The sequence below is a fragment of the Vibrio clamense genome, assembly GCF_050337905.1.
GTDB classification, from domain to species: Bacteria; Pseudomonadota; Gammaproteobacteria; order Enterobacterales; family Vibrionaceae; genus Vibrio; species Vibrio cortegadensis.
The window spans coordinates 106,637-126,080 of the sequence record NZ_JAKJTJ010000022.1 but is presented as its reverse complement, the minus strand read 5'-3'; the positions used below and the strand labels follow the sequence as shown (position 1 = coordinate 126,080).

20 protein-coding genes are annotated in these 19,444 nt (G+C 42.8%); 7 read left to right on the top strand and 13 right to left on the bottom strand.

The genetic code is table 11. From position 1 onward, the window contains the following. Window positions 1-102: 102 nt before the first annotated feature. The 3 genes from L4C39_RS09915 to L4C39_RS09905 are packed head-to-tail and all read right to left on the bottom strand — an operon-like array spanning window position 103 to window position 3,138. The gene (locus L4C39_RS09915; RefSeq protein WP_171756945.1) at window positions 103-1,959 is read right to left on the bottom strand and encodes a DUF3413 domain-containing protein; all 1,857 of its coding nucleotides are present in this window, start codon (window positions 1,957-1,959) and stop codon (window positions 103-105) included. 9 nt (window positions 1,960-1,968) lie between these two features. Beyond that, window positions 1,969-2,712 (bottom strand): 3-deoxy-D-manno-octulosonic acid kinase, encoded by a 744-nt coding sequence (locus L4C39_RS09910; RefSeq protein WP_136994048.1) that lies wholly within the window; start codon window positions 2,710-2,712, stop codon window positions 1,969-1,971. Between the two features lie 33 nt (window positions 2,713-2,745). Beyond that, window positions 2,746-3,138, bottom strand: a complete 393-nt coding sequence (locus tag L4C39_RS09905) for a diacylglycerol kinase (RefSeq protein WP_371711847.1) — start codon at window positions 3,136-3,138, stop codon at window positions 2,746-2,748. 104 nt (window positions 3,139-3,242) lie between these two features. Here L4C39_RS09905 and L4C39_RS09900 point away from each other — a divergent pair, with 104 nt between their 5' ends. The 4 genes from L4C39_RS09900 to coaD are packed head-to-tail and all read left to right on the top strand — an operon-like array spanning window position 3,243 to window position 6,635. After that, complete coding sequence (locus L4C39_RS09900) at window positions 3,243-4,301, top strand: glycosyltransferase family 9 protein (RefSeq protein ID WP_429745609.1); 1,059 nt, start codon at window positions 3,243-3,245, stop codon at window positions 4,299-4,301. After that, entirely contained in the window at window positions 4,291-5,085 is a 795-nt protein-coding gene (locus L4C39_RS09895) for a glycosyltransferase family 2 protein (protein WP_136994051.1), read from the top strand. The genes L4C39_RS09900 and L4C39_RS09895 overlap by 11 nt, the downstream gene beginning before the upstream one ends. 36 nt (window positions 5,086-5,121) lie before the next feature. Further along, window positions 5,122-6,153, top strand: coding sequence for a glycosyltransferase family 4 protein (locus tag L4C39_RS09890; protein ID WP_171756949.1), 1,032 nt, complete (start codon window positions 5,122-5,124; stop codon window positions 6,151-6,153). Beyond that, on the top strand, window positions 6,150-6,635 hold the full coding sequence (gene coaD / locus L4C39_RS09885) for a pantetheine-phosphate adenylyltransferase (RefSeq protein ID WP_017052181.1): 486 nt from the start codon (window positions 6,150-6,152) through the stop codon (window positions 6,633-6,635). The genes L4C39_RS09890 and coaD overlap by 4 nt, the downstream gene beginning before the upstream one ends. 87 nt (window positions 6,636-6,722) lie before the next feature. Here coaD and L4C39_RS09880 read toward each other — a convergent pair whose 3' ends face one another. The 7 genes from L4C39_RS09880 to L4C39_RS09850 all read right to left on the bottom strand — a co-directional run bounded on the left by L4C39_RS09880 (window position 6,723) and on the right by L4C39_RS09850 (window position 13,538). Then, window positions 6,723-8,714: an LTA synthase family protein gene (locus L4C39_RS09880; protein ID WP_429745605.1), complete on the bottom strand. Its 1,992-nt coding sequence runs from the start codon at window positions 8,712-8,714 to the stop codon at window positions 6,723-6,725. A gap of 86 nt (window positions 8,715-8,800) precedes the next feature. Continuing rightward, window positions 8,801-9,610, bottom strand: a complete 810-nt coding sequence (gene mutM / locus L4C39_RS09875) for a bifunctional DNA-formamidopyrimidine glycosylase/DNA-(apurinic or apyrimidinic site) lyase (protein WP_429745603.1) — start codon at window positions 9,608-9,610, stop codon at window positions 8,801-8,803. Window positions 9,611-9,612: 2 nt separating this feature from the next. Continuing rightward, window positions 9,613-10,137, bottom strand: coding sequence for a hypothetical protein (locus tag L4C39_RS09870; protein WP_429745874.1), 525 nt, complete (start codon window positions 10,135-10,137; stop codon window positions 9,613-9,615). A 201-nt stretch (window positions 10,138-10,338) separates the two neighbouring features. Then, window positions 10,339-10,506 carry a 50S ribosomal protein L33 gene (gene rpmG / locus L4C39_RS09865; protein WP_002535344.1) on the bottom strand — a complete coding sequence of 56 codons (168 nt, stop codon included), beginning with the start codon at window positions 10,504-10,506 and terminating at the stop codon, window positions 10,339-10,341. Between the two features lie 13 nt (window positions 10,507-10,519). Beyond that, window positions 10,520-10,756, bottom strand: a complete 237-nt coding sequence (gene rpmB, locus L4C39_RS09860; RefSeq protein WP_004728407.1) for a 50S ribosomal protein L28 — start codon at window positions 10,754-10,756, stop codon at window positions 10,520-10,522. 309 nt (window positions 10,757-11,065) lie between these two features. Further along, window positions 11,066-11,740 (bottom strand): RadC family protein, encoded by a 675-nt coding sequence (radC, locus tag L4C39_RS09855; RefSeq protein ID WP_429745598.1) that lies wholly within the window; start codon window positions 11,738-11,740, stop codon window positions 11,066-11,068. A 118-nt stretch (window positions 11,741-11,858) separates the two neighbouring features. Then, window positions 11,859-13,538, bottom strand: a complete 1,680-nt coding sequence (locus tag L4C39_RS09850; RefSeq protein WP_429745596.1) for a methyl-accepting chemotaxis protein — start codon at window positions 13,536-13,538, stop codon at window positions 11,859-11,861. A 200-nt stretch (window positions 13,539-13,738) separates the two neighbouring features. On the opposite strand from L4C39_RS09850, the gene coaBC reads away from it, so the two are divergent. Both coaBC and slmA read left to right on the top strand, forming a co-directional pair. Beyond that, window positions 13,739-14,944 (top strand): bifunctional phosphopantothenoylcysteine decarboxylase/phosphopantothenate--cysteine ligase CoaBC, encoded by a 1,206-nt coding sequence (gene coaBC / locus L4C39_RS09845; protein WP_171756953.1) that lies wholly within the window; start codon window positions 13,739-13,741, stop codon window positions 14,942-14,944. 58 nt (window positions 14,945-15,002) lie between these two features. After that, window positions 15,003-15,593: a nucleoid occlusion factor SlmA gene (slmA, locus tag L4C39_RS09840; RefSeq protein WP_017052174.1), complete on the top strand. Its 591-nt coding sequence runs from the start codon at window positions 15,003-15,005 to the stop codon at window positions 15,591-15,593. A gap of 102 nt (window positions 15,594-15,695) precedes the next feature. On the opposite strand, the gene pyrE is transcribed toward slmA, so the two are convergent. Continuing rightward, window positions 15,696-16,337: an orotate phosphoribosyltransferase gene (pyrE, locus tag L4C39_RS09835; protein ID WP_113796219.1), complete on the bottom strand. Its 642-nt coding sequence runs from the start codon at window positions 16,335-16,337 to the stop codon at window positions 15,696-15,698. Window positions 16,338-16,443: 106 nt separating this feature from the next. Further along, window positions 16,444-17,160, bottom strand: coding sequence for a ribonuclease PH (gene rph, locus L4C39_RS09830; protein ID WP_017052172.1), 717 nt, complete (start codon window positions 17,158-17,160; stop codon window positions 16,444-16,446). A 162-nt stretch (window positions 17,161-17,322) separates the two neighbouring features. Here rph and L4C39_RS09825 point away from each other — a divergent pair, with 162 nt between their 5' ends. Further along, window positions 17,323-18,189 (top strand): YicC/YloC family endoribonuclease, encoded by an 867-nt coding sequence (locus L4C39_RS09825; RefSeq protein ID WP_017052171.1) that lies wholly within the window; start codon window positions 17,323-17,325, stop codon window positions 18,187-18,189. A 236-nt stretch (window positions 18,190-18,425) separates the two neighbouring features. Here L4C39_RS09825 and L4C39_RS09820 read toward each other — a convergent pair whose 3' ends face one another. Next, window positions 18,426-19,430 (bottom strand): SEC-C metal-binding domain-containing protein, encoded by a 1,005-nt coding sequence (locus L4C39_RS09820; RefSeq protein ID WP_113796215.1) that lies wholly within the window; start codon window positions 19,428-19,430, stop codon window positions 18,426-18,428. Window positions 19,431-19,444 lie beyond the last annotated feature (14 nt).

The following is a 19,444-nucleotide window of genomic DNA, read 5'->3' as shown; positions in this document are numbered from 1 at the left end:
TTGACCTCTTAATTCCAGCTTTTGTATCACTATATCTACCGCCCTTACTGAAAATTAGATGCGTAGTAAGGGCCGTAATTACGATTGCTTGTATTAAAAAAACTACTTCCTAAAACGACTGATCTTCTCGAGCGCTTGCTGGACGTATTGATAGTTCATGGTTTCGCCTTTTAGTGGTCGATAAGAGCTATCAAGAATTTGAGATTGCCCCGTACCATTTACTTCAATGATCACATCATCATAGATAATAGCGTATCCACTGTAACTTGAACTCATGATCCAGTCGCGTTTCACCTTGTCACCAAACAAATCAGCACCTGTAGAGTAGCTTTCAACTTCACCCGTTGACCCTAAATAATGGTTCATTAATGTAGGAGCTACATCTTCATGGGAAGTGGTCAGTTTCGCATTATCAGCCAATTGACCAACAGAACTGACGCCTGGGCCGAACATCACAAATGGCACATGGGTTTGAGCGCGAGTGAAGTTGCTGTTGTGTCCCCAGTAGTTTTGTTTGTTGTCATTCATCTCTTGGCTGTGATCACCAGTGATAATAACAAGTGTATTTTCCAAATCACCTGCCGCTTTGAGCTTATCTAAAGCACGTTTCACTTGGGTATCGACATAACGAACACTGGTTTTGTAGCGATTAATGAAACCTTCTCTATCAGAATCATTATCTAGTTCAAGATAATCAACCCTATCAATCATCGGCTCATATTTATGCTCAAAATCAGCCGGGAAGTCATAGCCGTGTGGCGCATCATAAAATAAGAATGAAAATGCTGGCTTACTTTTATCGCGTTTATCATACCAATCCATCCAATCTTCCGTTAAACGTTTATCACGAGCGGATGGGGATCGACCAATAGAGGTAACGCGTATATCTGGCACATTTACGAATACAGTTTGGTGGAACTCTGGGCTCGTTAGGCGAGCAGCTGAGAATAGACCTAGTTGGTAATCAAGCTCTTGTAATCTATCAACCAATACTGGTGACTGTTGGTTGGCAAGGAAGCCGTGCCAATAAGTTCCAGGCAGCCCATAAAATAGACCAAAGATACCAGTACGAGTAGCGTTACCGGTTGCGATATGATCCTGGAACATTACACCATTTTTCGCGTATTCCCACATATATGGTGTGTTATCTGCGTTAAAGGTATCCGCTCTCCATGAATCGACTACAACGAGTAAGATATTGGTTGGTGCTTCTACAGCATTAAATTTCACTGGCGTCAGTGGATAATTTAAGTCACTTTTCGGACGAATACTCATCGCTTTTTGTTGTTGGATTGCTTTGAGATCGATCCAACCTCTTTTTTCCATAAACGAGTTTGCTGTTGCAGGATAAAAAACCGGAAGGTAACGCTTAACCATAGTGACAGGCTGATAAACATTTGCCGCCGCCCAGATATGGGTAACATTGGTTATTAATAACGTAATAAACGTCACCCAAGCAAATTTCTTACCGAGTTTGTAACGATTTAATGGCGCTTGTCTCACTGGGTTATTACTGCGTTCTAGCCAAGTTACTACTGCAAATTGAGCAGCAAGCAAAACCAACACGCCACCAATAACGGTTAACCACGTCACTAATGGAAAACTCACCACCTGTCCAGACAATACAAGGTCAAGAACGACCGCATTTATATGAAAACGGTATTGGGCAAAGACAATCGTATCAATGAACAAAACAGCAATGCCTAAGGAAGCAATAACCGCTTGAACAAGGTTTCTACCACGCTTAGGCAACAGCAAAGCAGGCATAGAGATCAAACCGATCAATGCCGCGAGCAATACCATTTGGCTAAAGGTTCCAGCGAACAGAAACACAATAGTAAGAGAGTCGGATGGGAACTCAGGTAAAAATGCGTAGTAACGGCAAGCAATCGCAATGGCCACTAGCGCATTAAAGAGAATAAACCAGCCATGCGCATGGAGTTTTTGCTTAAACGGCATTGAATCTTCCTATACTGAACGTGATGATTGACGACCAGCACCGCGCTGATAGCCACTAAATAAATACTGGAACTCAGGTTCGTCCCATTGAATATTACGTTTTTTCTGTTCTTTCTTAAACGAGCGCAGCAAACGATCTAGGTTACTTTGCTTCCATTTCCCATTTGATGCGACCGGCTCTTGGGCACATTTATCGAAATCGATAATCCACACCTTGTTCTGCCCATCGATTAAGATATTGTGGATATTAAGATCGGTGTGATTCACGTTTGCCTGATGCATTTTCGCGACTTCGCAGCCAATAGAAACATATTCATCTCTGCTCAATGATCTTATTTGTAATATATCCACTAAATCCTTGGCGTTGGGTATTTTTTCACTTAATAAATCGGCTTTATAGGTTAAGCCCATTTTTGTCACGCGTGCTGCGATTGGCTTAGGTACATTTACGCCAGCATCAATTAACAGATGGAGTAGGTTAAATTCTTCAGCACTACGCGACAGGTTCCAGTCAGTAAACCAGTACTGATCCTTAACTAACTTACCAAACAAGCCACCACGTCGATAATGGCGCAAAGCAGCTTGCATAGTTTCAAGCTGCACAAACCAAGTCGTTCCTCGACCAGTCGCACTACCTGTTACTTTGCTTTGTTCATGCCAATATTCCGCGTCGAAAACACGTTCAACCGGTTCTTTGAGTAGTTGGTCATCAAACCAAAATGCTTGGTTAGCCATTACGATATGTTGAATCATATTAGGTGCTATAAACCGATAATTAAGTCAGTGCTATAAATGAAAGTAATGGCTAACAATGATCGTCAGCCAAATAAAACCGGCGAGAACCAATGCAACTAAAACCGCAGAAGAACCGATATCCTTTGCTCGGCCACTGAGTTCATGGTGCTCAACGCCGATACGATCGACAACCGCTTCAATCGCAGAGTTAATCAACTCCACAATCAACACAAGCACAACTGAACTTAACATCACAATGCGTTCTAACATCGTCACATCAAGCCAACATAACAGCAGAATAGCAACCACTAATAAACCAAGCTCTTGACGAATGGCTGCTTCATGCTTAAAAGCGGCTTTTAACCCCTGTATAGAGTAACCAGTGGCCTTAATTACACGCTTAATACCAGTATTACCCGGTTTTCCTTGATTCACCTGTGTCATAGTTCTCTATTCTGTCTTTTGTTAAATAGGTCTAGTGCGCGCTATTTTACATTTATCTCGTCTATCTGCATAATCTTAGCCAATTAATTTTATGAGCCTTCGTTATGCCTCTCTTTTCTCAAGCGCCTGATTCTGTCTGTTTTTTACGGCTTTCCGCTATTGGTGATGTTTGCCATGCCGTTTCAGCGATCCAAGCTTTGCAAAGCCATTGGCCTGAGACAAAAATTACTTGGATTATCGGTAAAGTAGAAGCTCAGCTACTTGACGGCCTCGATGGTGTTGAGCTCATTGTTTTTGACAAGAAAACCGGCCTCGCGGGCATGAGGCAAGTATGGAAACAATTAAAAGACCGCAAGTTTGATGCTTTAGTTCACATGCAGTTAGCATTAAGAGCCAGCTTTCTAACGACTGGCATCAAAGCCAAGTATAAAGTGGGATTTAATTTTAAACGTGCCAAAGAAGGACAATGGCTATTTACCAATAAAAAAATACCGGATACTCAATCACAACATGTACTCGATAGTTTTTTCTCTTTTATTCATTATTTAGGCGTGCCACCAAGTGATCCCAACTGGCAACTGCCGATTACTCAGCAGGATTTTGATGCTGCCAACAAGCTTCTCCAGCAATTACCCACAATTTTAATTTGTCCTGCGGCCAGTAAAGACGAACGCAATTGGCTAACAGAGCGTTATGCTCAATTCGCAGATCATGTGATTGATCAGGGGTATCAAGTGGCTTTATGCGGATCGCCTTCACAAAGAGAACAAACGCTCACGCAAGCCATTCAAAGCAAGATGAAACATAGTGCTCTTAACTTAGTCGGGAAGACCACATTAAAACAGCTGACGGCTGTGATTAAGCTTGCAGATTTAGTTTTAGCGCCCGACTCTGGCCCTGCTCATCTAGCCACCACTCAAGGCACTCCGGTGATCGGCTTGTATGGACACAGTAATCCAAAACGAACAGGCCCATATAATAATTTACACAATGTGGTTAGCGTCTATGATTTATTCGCAGAGCAACAACACAATAAACCTGTCGAGCAATTAGCTTGGAGCACTCGAGTAAAAGGTGATCACGTGATGGCAGAGATTTCACTTGAAGCAGTAATCCAGTCATTTGAACAAATAACAAAAGGTAACGACTCAGATGCCCAATAGCAATACACCTACCATCGCAGTTGCACTTATCGTTAAAAACGAAGCACAAAATCTTGATGCCTGCTTGCGAACTGTCACTGATTGGGTTGATGAAATCGTAATCTTAGATTCAGGCAGCAGTGATGACACGAAAAATGTCGCCCTTAAATACACCGACAAATTTTATGTTAATGAGAATTGGCCTGGATTTGGGCCTCAACGAAGAGTCGCTCAGCAGTATATAGAGTCCGATTTCGTGTTATGGCTAGATGCTGATGAGCGAGTCACTCCAGAACTAAAGCAGAGCATCCAGCAAGCCGTAAGTACTAATGAAAAGAATACGTTATATAGTATCTGCCGTCTAAATTGGGTGTTTGGTCGCTATATCCGCCATTGTGGTTGGTATCCTGACAATGTTGTTCGTCTCTACCCAACGCAACTTACCCAATACAACGATGCTCAAGTTCACGAAAAAGTGGAAGTTACTCAGGGGATGCAGATAAAGCAACTCGATGGAGATGCCATCCACTTTACTTATAATGATTTACAGCATTATTTAAGGAAGTCGAACTCGTATGCTTTAGCCTGGAGTGCAGATAAAGCAAAACAAGGTAAGAAAGGACGATTTTCTCAAATCATTACTCATTCCATCGCCTGTTTCATTAAAATGTATATCATTAAAGCTGGTTTTCTCGACGGCAAACAAGGATTACTACTTTCGCTTCTATCAACGCACTATACCATCATCAAATATGCGGATTTGTGGATCCGAACATCGGCTAAAAAACCTGATCAAGCATTCTAAAACCACGCTCAAATTATTGATAAATAAGGATCAAACATGCACATTTGCCATGTTAACTTAGCAACGGGGTTTAGTGGTGGTGAAAGACAAAATTTAGTGCTAATTAAACACCAAATTGAAATGGGTTATGACATAACAGTTGTTGCTCACCCCAGAAGCCCTTTTTATGATGAAGTAAAAAAATTGCCATGTCGGTTATTTCCTACCAAACATTTTTTATTCAATCATAGGCGATGTATTACTAATGATTGCACGGTGATGCATGTCCATGAAGGGCGAGCTATCTACTGGGCGTATATACAAAAATTGTTGTTTGGAACTCAATATATAATAACAAGAAGAATTGATAACCCATTAAAAAACAAAAGATTATCACGGATGGCATATGCTGCTGCTGCTCATATTACCGGTGTGAGTAATAAAGTAGTTGAAGTGGTATTAGGGCGTCATCCTGATGCTAAGTGTTCTTTCATTCCCGATTCTCCTGCGCGTTATTCCTACGATCCTGTTGCTGTACAAAAAATAAGAGAGCAGTTTAGCCATAAATTTTTAGTCATAAAAGCCGCTAAAATGTACCCTCATAAGGGGTTTGATGTCGCGATAAACGCGGCAAAAGAGCTGCAATCTCAAACAGATATCCACTTTGCTTTGCTTGGCGATGGGCCAGAAGAAGAATCACTTCAGCAGTTAGCACATGATATCGGCAACGTATCTTTAGTAGGCAATCAACCGAATATTGGAGATTGGTTCGAGGCGGCAGATTTATTAATTCATACCTCCTACACTGAAGGGATGGGATCGGTAATTCTTGAAGCGATGGCTGCAGGCCTTCCTGTTATAGGCTCCAAAGCCGGAGGGATACCTGACGTAATCCAAGATAGCGTTTCTGGATTATTATTTGATGTAGGGGATGCTGCGCAACTGAGTCAACTCATACAAAAGATCAAACAATCTGACGAACTCTATGAGCAACTCAAGTTAGGCGCCAAGAACAACTTAATTAAGTTTGAAATAGAAACAACAGCACAAGAATATGAAATCATATATCAACAAATAGAGCGTGGATGATGACCAAAAAAGTTTTATACCCAGGAACGTTTGATCCTATGACTAACGGTCATTTGGATTTAATCGAACGCGCGGCCAGTATGTTTGATGAGGTCATTATTGCGGTCGCGGCAAGTCCAAGCAAAAACACCATGTTTACCTTGGAAGAGCGTGTTGAGTTCTGTAAACAAATAACCCAACACCTAGATAACGTTTCAGCTCAAGGCTTCAGCGGGTTAATGGTGGACTTTGCAAAACAGGTCAATGCGAATGTGCTGATCCGAGGCTTACGTACCACCGTCGATTTTGAGTACGAATTTGGTCTTACGAATATGTATCGCCGCCTAATGCCAGGGCTTGAGAGTGTGTTTTTAACGCCAGCAGAAGAGTACTCTTTCATCTCTTCAACCATTGTTAGAGAAGTTGCCATCCATGGTGGTGATGTATCGCAGTTTGTACCTAAAATAATTGCGGATGCTCTACACGCTAAAAATGGCGATTAGCAAAAAGCAAAAAGCAAAAAGCAAAAAGCAAAAAGCAAAAAACTGTAAAGGCACAGCTTTGTTTTAAAACTGTGCCTCTAACTTCTCTTAATTGTCTTTACCAATAACTACCTGTGAACGTAAATAGTAGTCCTGAAGCTTACGATATTCTTCACTCCAATCCGCATCTACATTTTCCGTCGTCACTGGATCAGACTTCAAACTGGATAAATCTTTCCATGGATATAACTTTTCAGGCTGAGAATTAGCATAAGAACCTAGGCCATGGACACTTCGAGATGCGTTATAGCCAATATTACTAATCGCATTGGATGACAACAAATTCTCACCTCCCAGAGAGACGTAAGATTGATCCGATAAACTAAAATTATACAACGTAGGAAAAACATCTCGATGGGAACCGATTCGATTACGATCAAAACGATAATCAGAATGTTCCAATATCACATCTGGCACATACATATAAAATGGAACGCCAAATGTTAAGCCAAACTCACTCGCCGTCTCTGTTTCTAGATATCGCACACGGTGATCACCAGACGCGGCTACAATCGTCTTACTTCCTAACTCAGAGCCTTTAATCCCTTGAACAAATTGGCCTAGTGAATCATTCGAATACTGATACGTTTCCAGTAAAGCATGCGCTTGATCTTCCATAGGCCCAAGCAGTGTTGTTAACCGTTCGCTTACTTTCACTGGCTTAGGCTGATAATCAGCTGGCGCTCTAAATGGAGAATGATTGGTTACCGTCATGATGTAAATCATCAAGGGTTTTTCAGCTTCATCTAGTAACTTACGAGCAAACTTGAACGTATACTCATCGGGAACACCCCAAGTATCAGCGTACTCTTCTGCCGCTGGGAACGCTTTTTTGATGCTGTTTTCATCGTAAACCGTATCAAAACCTTGGCGCGGTAAATAATTCGCCAAATTACGCCACATACTGTTGCCGCCATAAATAAACACCACTTCGTAACCAGCCTGTTTATAAGGCAATACCGCCGAACTTGGTAGCACCACCTTCTGAGCACTTGAATGGCTAATGGTCGGTATATTACTGTGGAACAGCATCATGACGATGCTATCAATGGTTGCGGATGTTCCGGCAAGAAAGCGCTTAAATACAAAATCTTGCTCAAAGCCTTCACGTAACGAGCCAAGTAGGTCGTTATTACTCGCGTCATCCTCAATAAGAACATTCATCCCCATCCCTTCCATCAACGCCATTACAACGTTGGGCTTATTTGCTTCTAAATAATCATTTTTAGGGGTTTGATAAACTGGGGTTGGTTGGCCTAACACTTTCAACATCTGAGCTTCAACGGCTTCGGCTGAAATAGGTTCAAATTTGGACTGCTTCTTATAGTCACTTTTTGCCCAATCGAGCGCCATAAATGCATTGGGAGTAATTATGTTCAACGCTTTGTACTGAGAAACATTCGCGTGATAACGCTTAAGCGGCAAAGTACCAATCGAACCACGAGCAATCACCACATAGACTAAAATAGTCAACACAACAGAGACAGTAGTAACGGCCCAATGACGCTTACTCCACTGCCACTTTTCCGCTCGGCGTAACAGCTTAGCGGTACCTAGAAATGCTAAAGCAGAAATAGCAATTGACGCTAAAAATGAGTGAATTATCGGGTAATCTTCCCACGCATTTTCCAGCACGGCTTTCGTATCATCATCAAACAAACCAAACACGAAAACATCAATGTAGCTACCATATGTCACATAGTAATAGTAATTACCGATTGAGAAGGCCGCTAAGAGAAAGAAAATAAGAGCGACATAACTTGGAATACCACGAGAGAAACGTTGATATACCTTTGGGAAAGCACCAACACTCAACCCAATAAGTAATAGAGGCGCAAAAGCGATAGAGACAATTTTCGCATCAAATCGAGCTCCAACAATAAAGGCTTGCCACACATCACTACTTAAACCAACCAATTGCTCAAATTCAACAATTTGGCTAAAGAAAAGACCACGGGCGAGAGACAAGAGGATAAGGCCACCCAAAACCAAGGTCGAGATCACTCGAATCAGGTGGCGAAAATTATGCTGGAAGTTCATGATAAATCACTTATAAGGTGTAGATATAATTCAAATATTTTAAGCTCTGCAATATAGCACATTATTTAATCTTGTTTATGTGAGGTTCACTTCTGGCACCCTTCACAGAAAAAAGTATTACGTTGGGCAATTTTTTGCTCTTGCAGTATTGACCCACATTTAGGACACGGCTCTCCACCTTTACCATAAACTTGCAACTCTTGAGCAAAATACCCCGGTTTACCATCCGCTTGAGAAAAATCTTTTAGCGTTGTCCCACCTTGCTTAATTGCGGTAGCAAGTACTTGCTTAATGTCATGAACGAATCGAGTCCATTCAAGCAGAGAAAGGCTATTTGCAGGTCGTAAAGGATGAATGTGAGCATTAAAGAGTGATTCGTTAGCGTAGATATTACCGACGCCAACCACCACTTTGTTATCCATAATGAATTGTTTCACCGCAACCCGCTTTTTTTTCGCTTTATCCATTACATACTCAGGATAAAAATCATCAGTTAACGGTTCAGGCCCACAATTATCTAGAACGGAATGAGATTCACCAGGTGCACACCACAACCAAGCACCAAAGCGTCGTGGATCGTTATAACGAAGTACTTTTCCATTGGTTAATTTGAGATCCACATGATCATGTTTATCTGCAGGAAAATCATTGTCGAGAACTCGTAATGATCCCGACATACCCAAATGGACTATCGCAGAGCCTTCATCGGTATTAATTAACAAGTATTTCGCACGACGAGTAATGCTTTTGACCACTTTGCCATGCAATAAATGAATCTCTTCCGGTATCGGCCAGCGCAGTTTGGGCTGGCGAACAATAATCTTATCAATGGTTTCACCCACTAGGTGAGGCGAAATTCCCATTTTACTGACTTCAACTTCTGGTAATTCAGGCATGGTTATTCACTGGCCTCCATAGGGAATAGGAAATCTTTCTCTACCGAGATCGCAATCCACTCACCTTGCCAATTTTTTAATAACCAAAATTGAGGCGCTTGATAGTAAGTGATCCTCTGAGGCTCTTCCTGATCTTCATACCACACTTCAACCGTTTTAGGGTTATTCAACAGTGGTTTCAAACCATTGTAAGTCTCTGAATCAACGTTAGTTCCAACCAGATCACGCCACCTTTCAACTAACGCTTCCGGAGCGACTTCTGTTGGCAAGCTTGATCGCCATCGCCCTTGGTTTTGCTCTAATGACCATTGATTAAAGTGCAATGCCTGAACGTCACTGTTTGGATCCAGTAAATAGGGATAACGACTGATCGGCTCTTCTACTAAATAAGTTTTAATCACCGAAGGTAGGTTTAACACCGCCATGAAAGCAACAACACTTAAAATTAAGATATTGTTCCAACGACGGCGACGGGCTGGGCGATTCAATGGCTGCTCCTTGCGGCTAAAGTCGGCAAAAACGATCATATTTAATAAGATCATCTATTCGGTATGAGAGTAAATTTAACATAGAAACATTGGAACGAACAAAATCTCATCGAGAGTCTGAAGCTCATTAACACCATAATAGAAATAAGAGTGTTGCCGATAAGCGAAACTTGAATTTTGGGTATAAAAAAACCCAACTCGAAAGCTGGGTTTTTATCTATTTACATCGAAGGAAATCAATTACTTGATTTTAGCTTCTTTGTACATAACGTGCTGGCGAACTACTGGATCAAATTTCTTGATCTCAAATTTGCCTGGCATGTTACGCTTGTTTTTGTCAGTTGTGTAGAAGTGACCTGTTCCAGCAGAAGATACTAGACGGATTTTCTCACGAATGCCTTTAGCCATTGCTTAATTCCTCTTAAACGTTTTCGCCACGTGCACGGATATCAACAAGAACAGCATCGATGCCTTTCTTATCAATAATACGCATGCCTTTAGCAGTTAGACGTAGTTTAACAAAACGTTTTTCGCTCTCTACCCAAAAACGGTGAGTTTGTAGGTTCGGCAGAAAACGACGCTTGGTAGCATTTCGTGCGTGCGAACGGTTGTTACCCGTTACTGGACGCTTACCAGTTACTTGGCATACTCGGGACATGAATGTCTCTCCAAATCGTTTCAGCTCGATATCAACCTTGGTGGCCGAACCTCTCTATCAATTATGAAAATAGAGGTAAAACCATTATGGAAAATCCATTCAAGGCTATCAAAGGTCGCGCATTATACTAACTTGATATGCATTGCTCAAGACCCGAACAGATCCTTTTGACGGATTTCGTGATCTTTTTTTGAGCAAGGCGGCTTTCAATGAGTAATTGAGCTGATTTAGGTTCAAAAATTAGTGGGCGAATAATAGCAGATTCTGACGATGTCACAACCTAAAATGTGAAATAGATCTACGTCATGTTTACATCCACCCTCTTTCGGCAAAAGAGACGACCTCTCCATCCCCTACAACAAAGTGATCAAGTATCCGAATATCAACAAGTTCCATCGCTTCACACAGCCTTCTGGTGATTCTTCGATCCGCCTGACTGGGCTCTGCAACACCACTTGGATGGTTATGTGCCAGTATTAAAGCGGCAGAATTATGATAAAGGGCACGTTTAACCACTTCTCTTGGATACACAGACGCAGCGTCAATCGTTCCTTCAAACATCACTTCATCACGAATGACACGATGCTGGTTGTCTAGAAACAATATATAGAACGCTTCTCTCTGCCGATCTCGCAACACACTCGATAGATAAAGCTTCGTCTGCTCCGGGCTCGTTAGTGCATCTCCCCGCTTTAGCGTTTCTGCTAAATAGCGTTGGGTCATCTCTACAATGGCTTGTAACTGGACATATTTTGCAGTGCCAAGTCCCTTGTGGCTGCAGAACTCCTCTTCAGTAGAGGAAAAGAGCCGCCGAAGCGATCCAAAGTCTTTAATCAAAAAGTCGGCAAGCTCAAGCACATTCATTCCTTTCGTGCCCGTGCGTAGAAAAATAGCCAGTAGCTCTGCATCAGTGAGTGAGTGGGGGCCATGATTGAGTAACTTCTCACGTGGCATAGATTCAGCTGGAATGGATTTTAGGCTCATATAAGCTCCCTAAGTTTTCACTATAGGAAACAGATTCGGCGAAGGTTGCAATTTTCCTTCGCCGTTATTAGAGAGGATCTAATGTTTAATGTAATTGATAATTAACTAAGATAGAGAGTTATAGCTTAAAGTGTCCGACCAAAGCGCTCATTTGCTTACCGGATTCTGACAGCGTTGCACTGATCGTTTCAGATTGCTGCAAGTTCCCACTTAACTCATTAACAATATGCTGAATCGACACTAAGTTCTGATTAATATCTTCCGCAACAGCACTTTGTTGCTCGGCAGCAGAGGCGGTTTGAATCCCCATATCTTGAATAGTCCCGACCGCTTGCTGAATTCCCATCAAGCTATCTCGAATTTGCACGGACTCCGCGACAGTTTGATTACCGCGCTCTTGGCTGGAATTCATGGTGCTAACCGCTAAACTCACCCCTGAATGTAAAGACTGCAGCATTTCACTTATCTCTTGAGTACTGTTTTGGGTACGGCTTGCCAACGAGCGCACCTCATCCGCCACCACAGCAAAACCACGACCCTGCTCGCCAGCCCTTGCCGCTTCAATCGCAGCATTCAAGGCCAACAGATTTGTCTGACCCGCAATCTCACCGATCACTTGCAATACATTGGTGATTTTTTCAGTTTGCTGGCTTAATGCCTGAATCGCTTCAGAAGTGGTGTTCACTTCACTCACTAAGCTTTCGATCCCGTTAATAGCCAAATCGACCTCTTCTTGAGCATCTGAAATTTGACGATTTGCTGATTCAATCGCACTTGAAGTCGCATTGGTATTATTGGCCACCTCACGAGAGGTCGCACTCATTTCAGTCACAGCAGTAACCACTTTGTCGGTTTCAAGGCAGTGGGTTTGCATCTGACTGCTGGCACCACATGTTTGACTGTCTAAATCGCTCGCAGCTTGCTGGACAGATTCTGCCGATTGTCGAATATCTTGAATAAGAGGATGTAACTTATCCATGAATTCATTAAATGCTAACGCGACATCACCAATCTCATCTTGGCTCTCTACTTTTAATCGGGCAGTTAAGTCGCCATCTCCAGCCGCCACATCTTTTAACGAATCCACGATATGCTGCAATGGTGCAATGCCTTTTGACACAAAAAAGCTCACGATCAGGATAGTAAGCAACAAACCGACAGACGATAACCCAATAGCAGAAAGTGTATGCTCTTTCAGTTGGTTCTCTCTATCTAACCGATACATCGACACTTGCTGATCAATGTCATCAATATAGATACCTGTGCCTAACACCCAATCCCATTTAGGCATGTATTCCGCATAACCTAATTTCGGAGCTTGTTTATCTATCGATGGTTTATGCCACGAAAAATAGAGAAAACCATCGCCATTTTTAGACGCGTCAATTAAACCAGCAATAACGGGCACACCGTTCTCATCTTTTAAGCCATAAAGATTTTTTCCCTCTAATTGTGGTTTGATCGCATGAAGCGTATTGACCCCTTGAGAATCATAAGCAAAGAAGTAGCCATCACTTTCAAAGCGCATCGCTTTAAGAATCGCCTTTGCTTGAGCTCGATTTTCACCATTGATATCGGAGTCATACAACTCACTAACGGCGGTCACGCCCATCATTAAGTAGGCTTGTAGCTCGCTTTTTTTCGTGTCCACGAGTTCAGTACGATACTCTTCTGCTTCAATATCTAGGCTCTTAGTTCCGTTCCAGTAGTAAACCAGAGTCACCAAAGCGGTAATGGTTATAAGAGGAATGACCGTGAGAAGCAGCAGTTTCGTTTTACTTTTTAGCGCAAGTAACATTGATATTCCTATTGTTGTTATTGTTTGATTATCAATATCATGCCTTCACATTTAGGAATATCTGTGAGTAAGCCGATCTTTCTATAAATTTGAATAAACCGCATCCTATTGCTTTGACTTGTTCCTCTTTTATCCATAAGAAGAGCAAAAATAATCAAATGTCTGTGATAAAATCCTGAGATAAATCTGGAGAATAATTGATGAAAACACTTGCTGGAAAAAAAATCCTACTTGGAATAAGTGGCGGTATTGCAGCCTATAAATGTGCAGAACTCACAAGACGCCTCATCGAACGCGGTGCTGACGTTCAAGTCGTGATGACAAAAGCAGCGAAAGAGTTTATCACTCCGCTCACCATGCAGGCCGTATCTGGCAGACCAGTATCAAGTAGCTTGCTTGACCCTTCAGCTGAAGCCTCGATGGGACACATTGAGTTAGCCAAATGGGCGGATCTCATTTTATTGGCCCCTGCGACTGCCGATCTCATTGCTCGTATGGCTGCTGGCATGGGCAATGATTTATTGAGCACTCTGGTTCTTGCGACAGATTCACCGATTGCGGTCTCTCCTGCAATGAATCAGCAAATGTATCAAAACCTCGCGACTCAAGAGAACATCGCCACATTACAGCGCCGTGGTATGACTATTTGGGGTCCAGCGGCTGGTGAGCAAGCTTGTGGAGATGTTGGCCCAGGGCGCATGCTCGAACCTATGCAGTTAGTGCATCACTGTGAAGCATTTTTTCAACCTAAAGCTCTGCAAGGAAAATCAATCTTGATCACTGCAGGCCCAACCTGCGAAGCGATTGATCCTGTCCGCTATATTACCAACCATAGCTCTGGAAAAATGGGTTACGCGATTGCTCAATCTGCGGCAGAACAAGGGGCAAAAGTCACACTGATCAGCGGCCCGGTTTCCCTTAGCACTCCTACGAATGTAGATCGAATTAATGTTTCTAGCGCACAACAGATGCATGATGCCGCACTAGAACATGCAACGAGTCATGATGTTTTCATTAGCTGTGCTGCTGTCGCGGATTACCGCCCGGCTCAGATTGCGGATCAAAAGTTGAAAAAAACCGATGATGTCGACTCAATGACCATTCATATGGTGAAAAATCCAGATATCGTTGCAGCCGTTGCCAATTTAAAAGAGAACCGACCTTTTACTGTTGGCTTTGCAGCAGAGACTCAAGATGTGGAAACCTACGCTCGCTCCAAACTAAGTCGTAAAAACTTAGATATGATCTGTGCCAATGATGTCTCTCTGCCGGGGCAAGGGTTTAATAGCAACGACAACGCTTTGCACCTATTTTGGCAAGGTGGCGAAAAGGCGTTACCTCTCGCTTCTAAGTTAGAGTTAGGACAAGAAATCATCAAACAGATTAGAATCAACCTATTGGGATAACCCCCAAACAATAAAAATAATGTCTATTCAAATATAGTTATAACAAGGAATCGGAGTCATGGCCGGTACAAGAAAAACCAATCGTCGTGAAGAGATACTTCAGGCGCTTGCTCAGATGTTAGAGTCTACCGATGGTGCTTCACGCATAACAACGGCAAAGCTGGCAAAACAGGTCGGAGTATCTGAAGCTGCTTTATATCGACACTTTCCAAGTAAAGCTCGAATGTTTGAAGGGCTGATTGAATTTATTGAAGATTCACTCATGTCACGAATTAACCGTATTCTTGATGAAGAAAAGGATACGCTGGAACGCATTCGACTGGTGCTTCAATTAATACTGGCATTTTCAGAGAGAAACCCAGGGTTAACTCGGATCTTATCGGGTCATGCGTTGATGTTTGAAAACGAACGACTGCGTGAACGAATTAATCAACTGTTTGAGCGTATTGAAACCTCTTTACGCCAGATTTTAAGAGAAAGAAAACTACGTGAAGGCAAATCTTTCCCTGTTGATGAAGGTATTTTAGCGGCACAACTGCTTGGTCAAGTGGAAGGGAGTTTGAATCGTTTTGTTCGTTCTGATTTTAAATATCAGCCGACTGAAAACTTTGATGCTTACTGGGCTCTGCTCAGCGCTCAAATAAAATAGCGAATCAACAAAAACGCGGATCCCAATTGGGTATCCGCGTTTTTTTAACCACTCATAGTATTAAGCAGCGCATCAGCTTGGGTGCTTTACCCGTGCGAAAAACTAAATCCCGTATTGAGCACGATACGCTTTCACCGCCTCTAAATACTCAACACTGGTGCCCTTCTCTTCTAAGAAAGTCACAAGGTCTGTCAAACTGACGATTGAAATGATCGCACAACCGAAATCTCGCTCTACTTCTTGAATCGCAGACAATTCACCTTTACCTTTTTCTTGGCGGTCAATCGCAACCAATACGCCAGCCAAGTCAGCACCGTTCGCTTGGATGATCTCCATAGATTCACGAATTGCGGTACCTGCTGTGATCACATCGTCAACCAACATGATTCGACCTTCAAGATCGCTTCCGACAAGGTTGCCACCTTCACCATGATTTTTCGCTTCTTTACGGTTAAAACAGTAAGGCGTGTCCACATCATGATGATCAGCCAGAGCAACCGCGGTTGTAGTGGCGATTGGGATCCCTTTGTAAGCAGGGCCAAACAACACATCAAATTCAATGCCAGAATCCGCCAACGCTGCAGCATAGAAACGACCTAAGCGCGCTAAATCACGTCCTGTGTTAAACAATCCAGCATTAAAGAAGTAAGGGCTCTTACGACCAGACTTTAAAGTAAACTCACCAAACTTTAGAACTTCTTTCTCTAGTGCAAACTCAATAAATTCACGTTGATATGCTTTCATGTTTTTCCTCTCATAATAAAGGCCACGACTACTGGCCTATATAAAGTCACTGGTTGGGGAAAACCAGATAAAAAAATAGCCCCCAAATTGGGAGCTACTCAATAAATTATTCGGCTAACGCCAATTTCTGCGCTTCGACAATGTCGGCAATGCCTTTATTTGCCAGAGCCAGTAATTCTAACAACTCTGCATGACTGAACGGTTCGCCCTCTGCGGTGCCTTGCACTTCAATCATCTTGCCATCTTCTGTCATGACAACATTCATGTCTGTGTCGGCTGCTGAGTCTTCCGTGTATTCTAAGTCACACAGTGCTTCTTGGTTTACGATACCAACAGAAACGGCCGCAACGTGCCCTTTCATCGGGTTACTTTTCAGTTTGCCTTTTGCAATCAAGCTTTGGATTGCATCAGCCATTGCCACACTTGCACCAGAAATAGAAGCAGTACGAGTTCCGCCATCCGCTTGGATTACGTCACAGTCAACGGTGATCATGATTTCACCCATCGCTTTTAAATCCACAACAGCACGTAGGCTACGAGCGATAAGACGTTGGATTTCCATTGTACGACCACCCTGCTTGCCACTTGCGGCTTCACGGCGGTTACGAGTATGAGTTGCACGCGGTAACATGCCGTACTCAGCGGTTACCCAGCCTTTACCTTGGCCTTTCAACCAACGTGGCACGTTCTCTTCTACTGTTGCGTTACACAATACTTTGGTGTTGCCGAACTCCACCAATACTGAGCCTTCAGCATAAGCAGTAAAGTTACGAGTAATTTTAATTGGACGAACTTGATCTACAGCGCGGTCATTTGGACGCATGAAATACTACCTATGAATGGGATGAATTCGGTTGGGGCGAGATTATAACGAAAGAAGGCTTTAGGGTCGAGTACGCGATAGGCTCATCTCGTCTCTTTTCTATTTTCTGTGCTAACATATCGACCACATAATTTTCATCTCTCCTAAGTAAAGGACAATTCAATGATCTACAGCATGACCGCTTATGCACGTAAAGAAGTAAAAGGTGACTGGGGTACCGCCGTTTGGGAAATCCGCAGCGTAAACCAACGTTATCTAGAAACTTATTTTCGCATGCCAGAGCAGTTCCGTGGTTTAGAGCCAATTCTACGCGAACGTTTTCGCAAGCGTCTTGCTCGCGGCAAAGTTGAATGTAACCTGCGCTTTGAAGCGAACCCTGCAGCTAAAGGCGAATTAAGCATTAACGAAGGCCTAGCTCAGCAAGTGATCAATGCAGCCAACCAAGTAATGGGTATGACTGGCGAAGAGAGCCGCTTAAATCCATTCCAAATCATGAACTGGCCTGGAGTGATGGAAACACCAGAGCAAGACATGGATGCCATCAATAAAGACCTACTTGAAGCGTTCAACGATGCGATTGCAGAATTTATTGACGCCCGTGCTCGCGAAGGTGAGAACATGAAGGCGCTCATTGTACAGCGTCTAGATGCAATTACCGATGAAGTGGTAAAAGTACGCGCTCGTATGCCTGAAATCCTAGAGTGGCAACGTGAACGTCTACTGACTAAATTTGAAGACGCTAAAATCGAACTTGAAGGTTCTCGCGTGGAACAAGAGCTTATTCTACTGGCACAAAAATCTGACGTTGCAGAAGAGCTAGACCGTTTAGATTCTCACGTTAAAGAAGCCAACGTAGTATTGAAGAAAGGTGGCGCATGCGGCCGTAAACTGGACTTCATGATGCAAGAGTTCAACCGTGAGTCGAACACGCTGGCATCAAAATCAATCAGTACCGATATCACCGCTTCAGGTGTTGAACTGAAAGTGCTTATCGAACAAATGCGCGAGCAGATCCAGAATATCGAGTAAATTTACAATTGTATTTAAGTAATTAAAATACCTTCCCACCATCGTATTATTTAATACGATGGTGGGCATGATAGATTTACCACAAAGGTTAACGGTGGGTAAAACAATAGCCATTAATAATTAAGTTAACGGCTAAAAAGTAATGATGACATCCCTGAAATCCAAAGCATAACCCCCTTTAGCTGACTTACACCCTTATCTAGCATCGAGATATCTAACACATCCTCTTCCCTTTATCAGATTTCAAGCTTGAATTGGAAAGCGAGCGTCATCAATGGCTGAACTTCTACTTTATTTGGCGCCCGGAAATCATCAATATGCTTCATTGGCGCAACCGTCACAAAACCCCAAAACTCCAGAAACCGTTTAATAAAACGCGATTCAATCATTGTGCCTAGTAGCTGACTTGGGGTCGAGTACTCATCTTCAGGGCATCTCAGCAGTAAGTCAGGGAATGCGGTAATGACCTCTTCAATCAACTGCTTTGTATTGCCATGACTTTGCAAGCGCCACAGCATAAATAGCCAGAAGGTTCTTAAATCAATCTCGTGCTCCCATCCATCTAGGTAGCCCCAATTGTACTGAGAGGTTGCCGCTTCGAGCATTGGGATAAAGAACGCTTGAATGCCGTGTGCTAGGTACTGCTTTTGAGCTGCTTTTTTAACATGATAACGGCCACTGCGGCGATAGATTATACCCGCTATCTCTGCTAGCACTCGGCTGTAATGCAATGCATTAAATTTATCTTCGTTACTGCCTGCATATTCACTGATACTGATATGTCGTTCAAATTGAGATACTGCAAACTCTGGCAATAATTCACTGGCCTGTTTGACGATTATTGTCGGTAAGTTGCCCTTGCTGGTGGCTTTAAATGAGCCATCGTTTTGCATTGCTTCATCTAATATCAATTTTAAGTAACGCATCACCGGGCTGGTCTTAAGATCGTCTGGCGTCTTTATCGTGACCTGTTCCAATTCCTTGAAAGGTGCATAAAACCAATTACTCATTTGTGTTGGCGAAAGGCCACAAAAGTCAGGATGAGGCCGTTCATTAGCCGCCTTCATTTTTTGCTCTGCAACAATATTAAGTTCTTCTATAGACAAGTTAGGGTTCATTGCAGCAACTTGCTCAATATCATCCAGCATTGATGCGTGTTGCTTAGATATACTGTTCATGCAGCAACGTTTGTACTTTTTACCGCTGCCACAAGAGCAAGGTTCATTTCGACCTGGTTTCATGTTTTATCTACTCG

Bases quoted from the DNA above. Each gene is read 5' to 3' on its own strand.
- L4C39_RS09915 (WP_171756945.1), bottom strand. From the start codon at position 1,959: ATGCCGTTTAAGCAAAAACTCCATGCGCATGGCTGGTTTATTCTCTTT.
- L4C39_RS09910 (WP_136994048.1), bottom strand. From the start codon at position 2,712: ATGATTCAACATATCGTAATGGCTAACCAAGCATTTTGGTTTGATGAC.
- L4C39_RS09905 (WP_371711847.1), bottom strand. From the start codon at position 3,138: ATGACACAGGTGAATCAAGGAAAACCGGGTAATACTGGTATTAAGCGT.
- L4C39_RS09900 (WP_429745609.1), top strand. From the start codon at position 3,243: ATGCCTCTCTTTTCTCAAGCGCCTGATTCTGTCTGTTTTTTACGGCTT.
- L4C39_RS09895 (WP_136994051.1), top strand. From the start codon at position 4,291: ATGCCCAATAGCAATACACCTACCATCGCAGTTGCACTTATCGTTAAA.
- L4C39_RS09890 (WP_171756949.1), top strand. From the start codon at position 5,122: ATGCACATTTGCCATGTTAACTTAGCAACGGGGTTTAGTGGTGGTGAA.
- coaD (WP_017052181.1), top strand. From the start codon at position 6,150: ATGATGACCAAAAAAGTTTTATACCCAGGAACGTTTGATCCTATGACT.
- L4C39_RS09880 (WP_429745605.1), bottom strand. From the start codon at position 8,714: ATGAACTTCCAGCATAATTTTCGCCACCTGATTCGAGTGATCTCGACC.
- mutM (WP_429745603.1), bottom strand. From the start codon at position 9,610: ATGCCTGAATTACCAGAAGTTGAAGTCAGTAAAATGGGAATTTCGCCT.
- L4C39_RS09870 (WP_429745874.1), bottom strand. From the start codon at position 10,137: ATGATCGTTTTTGCCGACTTTAGCCGCAAGGAGCAGCCATTGAATCGC.
- rpmG (WP_002535344.1), bottom strand. From the start codon at position 10,506: ATGGCTAAAGGCATTCGTGAGAAAATCCGTCTAGTATCTTCTGCTGGA.
- rpmB (WP_004728407.1), bottom strand. From the start codon at position 10,756: ATGTCCCGAGTATGCCAAGTAACTGGTAAGCGTCCAGTAACGGGTAAC.
- radC (WP_429745598.1), bottom strand. From the start codon at position 11,740: ATGAGCCTAAAATCCATTCCAGCTGAATCTATGCCACGTGAGAAGTTA.
- L4C39_RS09850 (WP_429745596.1), bottom strand. From the start codon at position 13,538: ATGTTACTTGCGCTAAAAAGTAAAACGAAACTGCTGCTTCTCACGGTC.
- coaBC (WP_171756953.1), top strand. From the start codon at position 13,739: ATGAAAACACTTGCTGGAAAAAAAATCCTACTTGGAATAAGTGGCGGT.
- slmA (WP_017052174.1), top strand. From the start codon at position 15,003: ATGGCCGGTACAAGAAAAACCAATCGTCGTGAAGAGATACTTCAGGCG.
- pyrE (WP_113796219.1), bottom strand. From the start codon at position 16,337: ATGAAAGCATATCAACGTGAATTTATTGAGTTTGCACTAGAGAAAGAA.
- rph (WP_017052172.1), bottom strand. From the start codon at position 17,160: ATGCGTCCAAATGACCGCGCTGTAGATCAAGTTCGTCCAATTAAAATT.
- L4C39_RS09825 (WP_017052171.1), top strand. From the start codon at position 17,323: ATGATCTACAGCATGACCGCTTATGCACGTAAAGAAGTAAAAGGTGAC.
- L4C39_RS09820 (WP_113796215.1), bottom strand. From the start codon at position 19,430: ATGAAACCAGGTCGAAATGAACCTTGCTCTTGTGGCAGCGGTAAAAAG.